The following is a 12,757-nucleotide window of genomic DNA, read 5'->3' as shown; positions in this document are numbered from 1 at the left end:
CGTTATAATTCTCTATTATCATCAGTTTTTCTGGGTGGGACAGGATCATCTCCACCAGCGTGTAAAGGGTGGCATTTTAATACGCGTTTAGCAGTTAACCAACTACCTTTTAGCATACCAAACCTGCGCAATGCCTCAATTCCGTAATTAGAGCACGTAGGATTAAAACGACAGCGAGGCCCTAACAACGGGCTAATAGCCAGTTGGTAGCCTCTGATCAGCATGATCAGGATTTTTGAGCCAAGCGACGGTGACGACGCCATAACTTATCCAAGGATTCCGTGATCTGTTGATTGTCGAGATTAGCGACCCCTTTTCTTACCAATACCACAAAGTCCATAGGAGGCAACTCATGTTGATGCAAACGAAAGTATTCACGGGCTAATCGTTTAATACGATTGCGCTCATGAGCTCGTTTAACATTTTTTTTGGCGATGGTAAGACCGATGCGGGGATGCCCCAGCTCGTTAAGGCGACCAAGGATTGTTATCTCTGGGGAACTCGCCCTCTGCGGCTGTTTGAAGACATTGTCGAAATGCCTGGGAGTTAACAAACGTAACTCCCGGGTAAAAGCGAGCGTAACCACTGAGAGGGCTAGCTTTATTACTTAGATGAAACGGTCAGACGAGCGCGGCCTTTAGCACGACGGCGAGCCAGAACCTGACGACCATTTTTTGTAGCCATACGAGCACGAAAACCGTGTGAACGGTTGCGCTTCAGTACGGACGGTTGAAAAGTGCGTTTCATAACGATTTCTACCTAACTTTAAAATTTATTACTGATTCAGTAAACGCGTTTGGCAACCAGTGGAAACTGATTTACACCTGTGCCTCTGTCGCAACAATATGGAAAGAGGCAGGATTGTAATAAAACATAGGGGGTCACGTCAATGAAATGACGCAATCAAACCACTTTTTATTTAAAACCTGGCTGACCGGTTTGCCGATATATGCTGTGACAATCAATAAATGAGCGCATTTTTCGCCTTTTCTACAATACGTTTTACAGTTTAACCCTCAAATAACCCAAGAGTTTTTTGAGGCAGACCACAAAACGACACCATTATAGTGAGTCGTAAAAAGTCACATTCATGCAGTACACAGGGAGGAAGATTATACGGACTCCGCCCTAAAGCGCAAGGATCTTAATAAGATCCAAAAATATTTTTTGATCTTAGAGACAATTTCTATATATAGGCTAAAGTTATCCCCAGACATGTGGAAAATTTGATGTTGCCTGCGATCCTCCAGCGAAATTCTCCCCTACCAGAGTTGCCTTACCACATTTGCCTGTGGATAAAAAGCATAAAAACTGTGTAAAAGAATGGAGATCTTGAGTGATTTTTACGGTATGATCTCCTGTCATATTACTGATCAGTCGATCGGTGATATGTTGTGGATATATAGGGTGAGTTAATCTAAATACTTCTCTGATGCTTTATATACCTTAGTGACTTTCATAAAGTGACTGAGATAGTCGTCATCAGTAAAAATTCTTAGCAAAATCCGTAATTCTTGTTTCATTGACCTTGTTTAGGGGAGTCCAACGTGTCACTTTCGCTTTGGCAGCAATGTCTTGCCCGATTGCAGGATGAACTACCTGCCACAGAATTCAGTATGTGGATACGACCTCTTCAAGCTGAATTAAACGACAATACACTGGCACTTTATGCCCCGAATCGTTTCGTCCTTGACTGGGTAAGAGATAAGTACATCAATAATATCAACGAATTATTGAATGACTTTTGCGGTTCAGATGCCCCTGCTCTACACTTTGAAGTAGGGAATAAACCGTTAACGGTTGCGCCAGTGAGTACTCAAACACGCGTTAGCAATAATAATGCAATGCCGTCGTTCACGATGCCATCAGCCCCCGTAAAGCCAAGTTGGGATAACTCAAACAAAGTACAACCCGATGTGGCTTATCGTTCAAATGTTAACCCTAAGCACACATTTGATAACTTTGTTGAGGGTAAATCAAACCAGCTAGCCCGTGCAGCCGCGAGGCAAGTCGCCGAAAACCCAGGCGGGGCTTATAATCCCCTGTTCCTTTATGGCGGGACTGGTTTAGGTAAAACTCACTTATTGCATGCGGTGGGTAATAGCATCATGCAGCACAAAGCTAACGCTCGTGTGGTGTATATGCATTCTGAACGATTTGTTCAAGATATGGTCAAAGCATTGCAGAATAATGCAATTGAAGAGTTTAAACGTTACTACCGTTCTGTTGATGCTTTACTTATCGATGATATTCAGTTTTTTGCTAACAAAGAGCGTTCACAAGAAGAGTTTTTTCATACATTCAACGCACTGCTGGAAGGCAATCAACAAATTATTTTGACTTCTGACCGCTATCCAAAAGAGATAAACGGGGTAGAAGATCGCTTGAAATCGCGTTTCGGCTGGGGTTTAACGGTCGCGATAGAACCACCTGAATTGGAAACCCGTGTTGCCATTTTGATGAAAAAAGCAGATGAAAACGAGATTCAACTTCCGGGTGAAGTCGCGTTTTTTATCGCAAAACGCTTACGTTCCAATGTGCGTGAGTTAGAAGGTGCATTAAACCGTGTTATCGCTAATGCGAATTTTACGGGTCGTGCAATTACGATCGATTTTGTTCGAGAGGCGTTGCGTGACTTGCTAGCACTGCAAGAAAAACTGGTAACTATTGATAATATTCAGAAAACTGTTGCTGAGTACTATAAGATTAAAGTCGCTGATTTACTTTCTAAGCGTCGTTCCCGCTCTGTCGCTCGTCCGCGTCAGATGGCAATGGCGCTGGCGAAAGAGCTGACAAACCATAGTTTACCGGAAATCGGGGATGCTTTTGGCGGTCGTGACCACACTACGGTGTTGCACGCTTGTCGTAAAATTGAACAGTTACGAGAAGAAAGCCATGACATCAAAGAAGATTTTTCTAACTTAATCAGAACATTATCATCTTAATTGCTATGAAATTTATTATAGAACGCGAGCAGTTATTAAAACCGTTACAACAGGTTAGTGGCCCTTTAGGTGGACGTCCAACGCTACCCATTTTAGGTAATCTTTTACTTCAAGTAAAAGAGGGAGCCCTGCAACTGACAGGAACCGACCTAGAAATGGAAATGATGGCCAATGTTCCTCTCACCCGAGAGCATGAAGTTGGTGCAACGACGGTGCCTGCACGCAAGTTTTTTGATATTTGGCGTGGCTTACCTGAAGGTTCTGAAATTCAAGTCGAATTGAATGATGACAGACTGCTGGTCCGTTCCGGTCGCAGCCGTTTCTCATTATCCACATTACCCGCAGCCGACTTCCCAAACTTAGACGATTGGCAAAGTGAAGTAGAATTTTCACTTCCGCAATCCATCTTAAAACGTCTAATTGAAGCAACTCAGTTTTCAATGGCGCACCAAGATGTCCGTTACTACCTCAACGGCATGCTGTTTGAAACTGAAGGTCAATTACTAAGAACCGTTTCTACGGATGGTCACCGCCTTGCAGTGTGTTCTATGGATATTGGTCAGGAATTACCCTCCCATTCAGTGATCGTCCCGCGTAAGGGCGTCATCGAATTAATGCGCCTGTTAGATGGTGGCGATGCGCCATTACAGCTGCAAATTGGGAGTAACAATATTCGTGCGCATGTTGGCGATTTTATCTTTACGTCAAAATTAGTGGATGGTCGCTTCCCTGACTACCGCCGAGTATTGCCTAAAAATCCGGACAAAACATTAGAAGCCCGTTGTGATTTATTGAAACAGGCTTTTTCTCGCGCGGCGATTTTATCCAATGAAAAATTCCGTGGCGTCCGTTTATTCTTTAGTGAAAATCAATTACGCATTACGGCAAATAACCCTGAGCAAGAAGAAGCGGAAGAAATTGTTGATGTCAGCTACCAAGGTGGCGAGATGGAAATTGGCTTTAACGTCAGCTATATCCTCGACGTCCTCAATACGCTGAAAAGTGAAAATGTAACGCTCTTTTTAACCGATGCAGTTTCCAGTGTCCAAATTGAAGACTCGGCGAGTCGATCTGCGGTGTATGTTGTTATGCCAATGCGTTTGTAATTAGTCAGTATGATTCTTTCGCGTTTATTGATCCGCGATTTTCGTAATATTGAAGACGCCGATCTCTCCCTTGCAACGGGGTTCAATTTTCTTATTGGTCCTAATGGGAGTGGCAAAACCAGTATACTGGAAGCTATATACACTCTGGGTCATGGGCGAGCATTTCGCAGTATTCAAGCGAATAGAGTTATCCGCCATGACCAAGAACAATTTATTCTGCATGGTAAACTGGGACACTTAGATAGCGATCGCAAAGCGCTATCACTTGGTTTGAGTAAAAACCGCGAAGGTGATAGCAAAGTCAGAATCGATGGTACCGATGGGCATAAAATTGCGGAACTTGCAAAATTATTACCCATGCAGTTGATAACCCCAGAAGGGTTCACACTGCTAAATGGTGGTCCAAAATACCGACGAGCATTTATTGATTGGGGCTGCTTTCATAATGAAGCCTTGTTCTTTTCTACTTGGTCGGACTTAAAACGTTTGTTAAAGCAGCGAAATGCGGCTTTACGACAAGTGACTCGTTATGAGCAAATCCGCCATTGGGATCAGCAACTCGCACCGATCTCAGAACAAATAAGCCAGTGGCGTGGCGAATATATTGCAGGTATAGCTGAAAACATTGAGCAAACCTGCCAACAGTTTTTACCCGAATTTTCACTTTCGGTATCTTTCCAGCGTGGTTGGGATAAAGAAATTGATTATTCAGAACAGTTAGAGCGGCAATTTGAGCGCGATAGAGCGCTAACCTATACGTCCTCTGGACCACATAAAGCTGATTTGCGTATTCGAGCTGATGGTATCCCCGTCGAAGATATGCTTTCACGCGGTCAGCTGAAATTGTTAATGTGCGCATTACGATTAGCGCAGGGTGAGTATCTCACCCAACAGAGCGGGCAACGATGCCTGTATCTACTGGATGATTTTGCTTCAGAACTTGATTCTGGTCGCCGGCAGCTTTTAGCGACTCGTCTCAAGGCTACGCAAGCACAAGTGTTTGTAAGTGCTATTACACCGGCGCAAGTCAATGATATGATTGACGCCAACAGTAAGATGTTTAGTGTAGAGCAAGGCAAAATAGAAGTTCAACCTCAGGAATAGAAAGAGCAGGAAACGTTGATGTCGAATACATATGACTCCTCAAGTATCAAGGTATTAAAAGGACTGGATGCGGTGCGCAAGCGCCCGGGCATGTATATCGGTGATACCGACGATGGAACCGGTCTTCATCACATGGTCTTCGAGGTTGTGGACAACGCTATCGACGAAGCCTTAGCCGGTTTCTGTGACGACATCGTCATCACTATCCATGCCGATAACTCCGTCTCCGTACAGGATGATGGACGTGGTATTCCAACCGGTATCCACGAAGAAGAAGGTGTCTCCGCGGCAGAAGTTATCATGACAGTTCTGCACGCTGGCGGTAAATTTGACGACAACTCCTACAAAGTTTCCGGCGGTTTGCACGGTGTAGGTGTTTCTGTGGTTAACGCCTTATCTGAAAAACTTGAATTAGTGATCCGCCGTGATGGCAAAGTTCACGAGCAAATCTACAAACACGGCGAGCCGCAAGGTCCTCTGACTGTCGTTGGCGAAACAGACCAAACCGGAACTCGCGTCCGTTTCTGGCCAAGCATGGATACCTTCAAAGGTATCACTGAATTCGAATACGAAATTCTAGCGAAACGCCTACGTGAACTTTCATTCCTGAACTCTGGTGTTTCTATCCGCTTAATTGATAAGCGTGATGGCAAAGAAGATCACTTCCATTATGACGGTGGTATCAAGGCATTCGTTGAATACCTGAGCCGTAACAAAACCCCAATTCATCCATCGGTATTCTATTTCTCGACAGAGAAAGACGGTATCGGCGTAGAAGTTGCCATGCAATGGAACGATGGTTTCCAAGAGAATGTTTACTGCTTTACCAACAACATTCCTCAGCGTGATGGCGGTACTCACCTTGCTGGTTTCCGTGCAGCTATGACCCGTACCCTAAACAACTACATGGAAAAAGAAGGCTATCAGAAGAAAACTAAAGTCAGTGCTACCGGTGACGATGCCCGTGAAGGCTTGATTGCGGTTATTTCTGTGAAAGTTCCAGATCCTAAATTCTCATCCCAGACCAAAGAAAAACTGGTTTCTTCCGAAGTGAAAACTGCGGTAGAAACACTGATGAATGAGAAATTAGTTGAGTATTTATTGGAAAATCCAAGCGACGCAAAAATCGTCGTGGGTAAAATTATTGATGCAGCACGTGCCCGTGAAGCGGCGCGTAAAGCACGTGAAATGACTCGCCGTAAAGGTGCATTAGATTTAGCTGGTCTACCAGGTAAATTAGCTGATTGCCAAGAGCGTGACCCAGCATTATCTGAACTGTACTTAGTGGAAGGGGACTCTGCGGGCGGCTCGGCAAAACAAGGTCGTAACCGTAAGAACCAAGCCATTTTGCCACTGAAAGGTAAAATCCTGAACGTGGAAAAAGCGCGCTTCGATAAAATGCTCTCTTCACAAGAAGTGGCAACGCTGATCACCGCTTTAGGTTGTGGTATCGGTCGCGATGAATATAACCCAGACAAACTGCGCTATCACAGCATTATCATTATGACGGATGCTGACGTCGATGGTTCGCACATCCGTACGTTACTGTTGACGTTCTTCTATCGCCAAATGCCTGAAATCGTTGAACGTGGTCATATCTATATTGCTCAGCCACCACTGTATAAAGTGAAGCGCGGAAAACAAGAACAATATATTAAAGACGATGAAGCGATGGATGATTATCTGATCTCTATCGCATTAGATGGCGCGGAGCTGCATTTAAGTGCCGACGCACCAGCGATGAAAGGTGAACAGCTAGAGAAGCTGGTTATTGAATATAATGCAGCACACCGTATTATTCGCCGTCTTGAGCGTATCTACCCACCAGCGCTTCTTAATAGCTTAGTGTATCAATCGACATTAACTGAAGATGCTCTGAAAGATAAAGCACAAGTTGAAGAATGGGCAAGTACTCTGGTTAAACGCTTAGAAGAGAATGAACAAGCGGGCAGCTCTTACAGCTATATCATTCACGAAAATCGTGAACGTCAGCTGTTTGAACCAACCATTCGTATTCGTACCCATGGTGTAGATAGCGACTATAACCTCGATTTCGACTTTGTACATGGTAGCGAATATCGCCGTATCACCGAGTTAGGTGACATCATCGGTGGGTTAATTGAAGAAGGCGCCTATATTCAACGCGGTGAACGTCGCCAAAATATCGACAACTTTGAACAAGCGTTAGATTGGTTAAGTCGTGAATCTCGTCGTGGTTTAGCAGTGCAGCGTTATAAAGGTCTTGGTGAAATGAACCCAGAACAACTTTGGGAAACCACTATGAACCCAGATACTCGCCGTATGATGCGCGTGACCGTTAAAGATGCGATTGCAACTGACCAGTTATTCACAACTCTGATGGGGGATGCGGTAGAACCTCGTCGTGCCTTCATTGAAGAGAACGCACTGAAAGCAGCAAATATCGATATCTAATCAATCTGATTTTTAGATATAAAATAACCCTATATTTCGATATAGGGTTATTTTTTTGTTTAATTTTAAGTATCTATTTATTATTAATTACAATTAAAATTTCAATTAAATAAAATGACTAACTAAACTTAATTAACAGAATAAAGAATGAAAATAAAGTTTGTCTTATTTTACTTTTGATTTATAGAAAATTAAAATTACTGCATTAAGATGAAATAGGTTTTATCCTCTCTATAAATCTATAGGTCTATAATGAACAGAATAACTCCCGCTGTATCGCTCAGTCTATTTGCTTTATTTAACGCCCAAATTACCTTGGCAAACTCAGATTATATTGATGCCAGTAAATCTATCATTGATCAGCGAAATCAGCGATTTGACGAACTAAGAAATCAGGTAATCCCGCCGTATCCAACCCCACAGTCCCAAGCTGCACAATGGGATAAAGACGTTAGCCAGCAGGTAATGCAATTAACAGGAAAACGCAAAAAGAGTGCGGAAAAAGATAAAAAAAGCACGCCAGAATATATTTTTAATATTTACCGGGAATACGTATTTAATCAAAAAGGATTTAATTATAATGACTTTAAAGAAATTAAAGCCTATAACCGTTTAGAACATTTATTCCATTTAGCTACCTTTGCAAATGACCCAATTCAAAATCGAATTCGCTCAATAGATTTTATTCTCAAAGACTATTATTTACGTGGTCGCCCAAATCAAGTACTCGATCATAAAGGCGAATATCTCCCAAACTATATCGGTATTACAGGCTCTTCTTACCCAAGTGGACATACTTGGAATGGATTTAAACAAGCCGCTATATTTGCCACGATTTATCCAGAAAAAGGCACTCAATTCTTTGATAGAGCCATAGGCTATGGAGAAAGCCGCGTGATTGTCGGTGCGCATTTCCCAACCGATACCATAACCTCTCGCGCCGCCAATTATTATCTTCTCGCTCATTTACTGAAAGAAGATAAAACAGCCAATGCCATGATTAACTTGGCCAAAGAAGTGCGCCAAGATCTACAAAACCAATGCACCATCAGTAATAAAAAATGCAAACCACCGGTAGGCTCTCTCCCCTCTTTTAATGAAAACCTAGGTTATTACGCTAAGCAAAGTGAGCAGCCATCTCCGGCACTTCAAGTTGATCAAGTTCCTGCTGACGCCGCGTATTTGCTACGCTCCCGCTTTGCCTATCTTAACAAATCCCAGTGGCAGCAAATTATTGCAGGCACTGCCTATCCCACAAACTCTTTAGCGGGCTGGGGAGTTAAACAAAATCAACCAGAAAGCCACTGGGGGCTGATTAACTTACCCAAAGCCTACAAAGGTCCCACACATCTTGCTGAAGATTGGGTCGTCAATCAGCGGGTAACTCAAGACGATGTTGCTAACATCGGCATAGCCGATACTTGGAGCAATAATATTGAGGGCAAAGGGCGCTTAATTAAACAAGGGGAAGGGACCTTAACCTTAACAGGTACTAACCGTTTTGCAGGGCTGGATATACAGCAAGGTCGTGTGATTTTAACGCAAGAAAACCACTTAACAGGCCCCATCAACATCAATGGTGGAGAGCTTAACGTCAAACATATTCTGCATGTGCCAGTCGACGTTACTAATGGTACATTACAGCTCAGTCACAGCATCAGAAATACGGTGACATTAAACCAAGGAGCCCGATTTATTGCTTCTGGCTCGGTTGATGACTTAGTGGTTAACAGTGGCGCTATCTTAACCCCTGGAGATAATACTAAAGACCCAACACGGCGTATAACAGTGAATAATACGGCCACCTTCCAACCCGGTAGTGAATTCCATGTGGATCTTCAAACAACAGACACACAAGAATTTGATGCCCTACAGTCTAGTGATACGGTGGTCATCAACGGCGGTAAGGTCAAAGTGTTCTTCGCTGAAAAATCACCGCCATTCAATGAACGTATACCGAATGAAGATGAAATTCAGAATCGATTTCGCACCGAATATACAATTATTAGTGCTAAAAAAATCCAAGGGAAATTTGATGGTGTAGAACCAAACTACCTGTTCATCGGTACAACATTAGATTACGGTGAAGATCCTCGCTCGCCCACAACGAAACTGGTTACACTCAACGTCGGACGTAGCGACCTTGCATTCGATACATTTGCAAAAACGCCAAACCAAACTGCCGTTGCACACGCCCTTGAAAATCTCTCTCTTAGCAACACCCTGTATGAACGCTTAGTTCTCAGCAAAACCACCGTAGGGGTTAACGACCTTCTTCGTACCCTATCTCCACAAATTCATATCGATACCCTGGCTAGCCAGTTGAATAACCATCGCCAATATCACGGCGCGCTACTGCAACAAACTCGTATATCGGAAAATATCGTCAAAGAGCGTGGAGATAACCGCAGCAATATGTGGGTAAATATTCCCTACCATTGGGATAGAACCCAAAGTGATGGAAACGCTTCCGGCTTTACAAACAGCAATTATGGCGTGTTCTTAGGGGCTGATAAGCATTTCTTTAATGATGACTTTATCTTTGGAATAAGCTCCGGTTTTACCAAAAACTCCGTATCAGGCGGTGTCGGTCATAGCCATAGCAACAATTATTATTTAGCGGCTTATGGCTCACTGCGATTAGCGCCAATAACCCTCCGTGCAGGGCTGGGGCACACATGGCACACCATCAAAACAGAGAGAACGGTCACTTCATCCATTTATTCCGATCACAATACCGCTGATTATAAAGGCAAAACCAACCACCTGTTTATGGAAGCCGCTTACCCGTGGAAATCTTCCATCATCAATGCCGAACCGTTTGTTAACTTCGCTTTTACTAACGCTGAAAGTCACGGATTCCGTGAAAATGGGGAAAAAGCCTCACTAGTGACCGGTCGCCAATCCCTTGATGCCACGACCACAACTCTGGGATTACGTTTAGATAACCAATGGGAAGTGGGCAATACATCCTCAATCGATGTACACGGGGAACTCGGCTGGCAGCATCAATATGACAAGCGGGAGCGTGAAATGGCATTTCGATTCACCCACCGCAACCTGCTTGCACCACCGCTTAACTATTACGGCGTTAACGCACCACGGGATGGCATGGCAATCAAACTGGGGTCCAGCCTTCAGCTGACAGACAATACCAAACTGTCCATGGATTACAGCCAATTTACTGCCAAGGGGTATTTAGAAAATAATCTTGATGCCAAGCTGTTAGTGTCGTTTTAATCTATTTGATTAAAACAACGGCGTCTTAGCTTCTTCACTAAGACGCCGTTTATCTGAAAATATAACGTGTTTATAACATAATGAATTTCAAATCTGATTTAGATTGCTTCTTTTGATTACTATAGAAATTCTCATGAGAACTGATTCCTAGTAAATAAAGTTCTAATTTCCCTGCAACCCATGAATAGCCTAATAATACTAGCTGTGTATTTAGTTTAAATTTATGAACGCGAAGGTGAGAAAGATCCCTTTTTTTGAGCTCGCCAATTAACGGATTTTCAATAATTTTATCAATCTCATTTTCTACTATACACAACTCATTTTCTGACAATTTATCACATGATTTTCTAAAGCGGTTTGTTTGGAAAACCTCAACTACGTTTTGTTTTACGGACATATCGAGAAACCTTATTATTTTCGATTTCCGCCTGCGCCAATAACATTTCCTCAATGAAGCTATACGGCAAATCAGGGTTATCTTCAGCAATACGACCTATTTTAGCCCAATGCTCAATTTGCTTCGGAACACTACGACTTTTCGCTTCAGCATGGATCCTCGCATCCGCTACAAATTCATCATCAAGTCTGACTGAAATAGCCATATTTTCCTCTCATTATTAATTAAGTTAAGCGATGTTAACTTTTCACTCTTCTAGTTTTGAATACTGCAACATTACATTGGATATAAATTCATCATTCACACACAATGCGACAATTGATCGCATAACGCAACATAAAAACAAAAAAACCTGCACATCAAAAAATGTACAGGCTCAAAAATAATGACGCTATTTAAACTACAGCAGAATTCTCAACATACGGCGCAGAGGCTCCGCAGCCCCCCACAGTAACTGGTCACCCACAGTAAACGCTGACAGATACTCCGGTCCCATATTCAGTTTACGTAGACGACCCACTGGCGTATTCAGAGTGCCCGTCACTGCCGCAGGTGTTAGCTCACGCATCGTAATTTCACGGTCATTGGGTACCACTTTCACCCACTCATTATGGGATGCCAGTAATTGCTCGACGTCATTCAGTGGGATATCTTTTTTCAGTTTCAATGTGAATGCTTGGCTATGGCAACGCAATGCTCCCACACGAACACATAAGCCATCAACAGGAATAATATTGCTTCCTGTTGCGAGAATTTTGTTGGTTTCTGCCTGGCCTTTCCACTCTTCGCGACTTTGACCATTTTCAAGGGCTTTATCAATCCATGGGATCAAACTGCCTGCTAAAGGAACACCAAACGCATCTGTTGGCATTGAACCACTGCGTGTAAAATCAGTGACTTTCTTTTCAATCTCTAAAATCGCGGAGGCTGGGTTTTGTAGCTCTTTCGCAACTTGAGCATGCAGAGATCCCATTTGTGACAGTAGCTCGCGCATATTTCTTGCACCCGCCCCTGATGCCGCTTGGTAAGTTGCGACAGACGCCCACTCAACCAAATCATTTGCGAATAAACCACCAAGAGACATCAGCATTAAACTCACCGTACAGTTACCGCCGACAAAGGTCTTAATGCCTTTATTTAAGCCGTCTTGGATATGCTGGTGGTTTACAGGGTCAAGAATGATAATCGCATCGTCTTTCATACGTAACGCAGAAGCCGCATCAATCCAGAAGCCTTTCCAGCCTGCTCCACGTAATTTTGGATAGACTTCATTGGTGTAATCACCACCTTGGCAACTGATAATAATATCTAATGCGCTCAATGCATCGATATCAAACGCATCTTGCAATGTGCTGCGGTGGCCACCGAAAACAGGTGCTTCTTCACCTTGCTGGGAGGTAGTAAAAAAAACAGGATGAATAACGTTAAAATCCCCTTCTTCCACCATTCTTTGCATCAATACTGAGCCAACCATTCCACGCCAGCCGATAAACCCTACATTTTTCATTCTTTTCACCCTGTCTGTTTGCGTT

General features: G+C 43.2%; 11 protein-coding genes. 5 read left to right on the top strand and 6 right to left on the bottom strand.

Translation table 11 applies throughout. From position 1 onward, the window contains the following. Positions 1-2: 2 nt before the first annotated feature. From yidD to rpmH, 3 genes are read right to left on the bottom strand one after another with little or no spacing between them, the layout of a single operon-like run. Positions 3-263: a membrane protein insertion efficiency factor YidD gene (gene yidD, locus PROVRUST_RS17080; protein WP_036959180.1), complete on the bottom strand. Its 261-nt coding sequence runs from the start codon at positions 261-263 to the stop codon at positions 3-5. Continuing rightward, entirely contained in the window at positions 227-586 is a 360-nt protein-coding gene (gene rnpA, locus PROVRUST_RS19410; protein WP_006816151.1) for a ribonuclease P protein component, read from the bottom strand. Before rnpA ends, yidD begins: the two co-directional genes overlap by 37 nt. A gap of 17 nt (positions 587-603) precedes the next feature. Next, complete coding sequence (rpmH, locus tag PROVRUST_RS17075; RefSeq protein WP_004906236.1) at positions 604-747, bottom strand: 50S ribosomal protein L34; 144 nt, start codon at positions 745-747, stop codon at positions 604-606. Between the two features lie 800 nt (positions 748-1,547). On the opposite strand from rpmH, the gene dnaA reads away from it, so the two are divergent. The 5 genes from dnaA (at position 1,548) to PROVRUST_RS17050 (ending at position 10,828) form a co-directional block, all read left to right on the top strand. Continuing rightward, entirely contained in the window at positions 1,548-2,945 is a 1,398-nt protein-coding gene (dnaA, locus tag PROVRUST_RS17070) for a chromosomal replication initiator protein DnaA (RefSeq protein WP_006816150.1), read from the top strand. 5 nt (positions 2,946-2,950) lie between these two features. Further along, complete coding sequence (gene dnaN / locus PROVRUST_RS17065) at positions 2,951-4,051, top strand: DNA polymerase III subunit beta (protein ID WP_006816149.1); 1,101 nt, start codon at positions 2,951-2,953, stop codon at positions 4,049-4,051. Between the two features lie 9 nt (positions 4,052-4,060). Next, positions 4,061-5,155: a DNA replication/repair protein RecF gene (gene recF, locus PROVRUST_RS17060; protein ID WP_006816148.1), complete on the top strand. Its 1,095-nt coding sequence runs from the start codon at positions 4,061-4,063 to the stop codon at positions 5,153-5,155. 18 nt (positions 5,156-5,173) lie between these two features. Beyond that, the gene (gyrB, locus tag PROVRUST_RS17055) at positions 5,174-7,588 is read left to right on the top strand and encodes a DNA topoisomerase (ATP-hydrolyzing) subunit B (RefSeq protein WP_006816147.1); all 2,415 of its coding nucleotides are present in this window, start codon (positions 5,174-5,176) and stop codon (positions 7,586-7,588) included. Positions 7,589-7,840: 252 nt separating this feature from the next. Further along, positions 7,841-10,828 (top strand): autotransporter domain-containing protein, encoded by a 2,988-nt coding sequence (locus PROVRUST_RS17050; protein WP_006816146.1) that lies wholly within the window; start codon positions 7,841-7,843, stop codon positions 10,826-10,828. Between the two features lie 70 nt (positions 10,829-10,898). On the opposite strand, the gene PROVRUST_RS17045 is transcribed toward PROVRUST_RS17050, so the two are convergent. The 3 genes from PROVRUST_RS17045 to asd form a co-directional block, all read right to left on the bottom strand. Then, positions 10,899-11,225 (bottom strand): type II toxin-antitoxin system RelE/ParE family toxin, encoded by a 327-nt coding sequence (locus PROVRUST_RS17045; RefSeq protein ID WP_006816145.1) that lies wholly within the window; start codon positions 11,223-11,225, stop codon positions 10,899-10,901. Then, positions 11,200-11,430, bottom strand: a complete 231-nt coding sequence (locus PROVRUST_RS17040; RefSeq protein ID WP_006816144.1) for a ParD-like family protein — start codon at positions 11,428-11,430, stop codon at positions 11,200-11,202. The genes PROVRUST_RS17045 and PROVRUST_RS17040 overlap by 26 nt, the downstream gene beginning before the upstream one ends. A 195-nt stretch (positions 11,431-11,625) precedes the next feature. After that, complete coding sequence (gene asd, locus PROVRUST_RS17035) at positions 11,626-12,732, bottom strand: aspartate-semialdehyde dehydrogenase (RefSeq protein ID WP_006816143.1); 1,107 nt, start codon at positions 12,730-12,732, stop codon at positions 11,626-11,628. Between the last annotated feature and the right edge of the window lie 25 nt (positions 12,733-12,757).

Source organism: Providencia rustigianii DSM 4541, assembly GCF_000156395.1.
Lineage (GTDB): Bacteria > Pseudomonadota > Gammaproteobacteria > Enterobacterales > Enterobacteriaceae > Providencia > Providencia rustigianii.
This window is presented reverse-complemented; position numbering and strand designations above follow the sequence as displayed.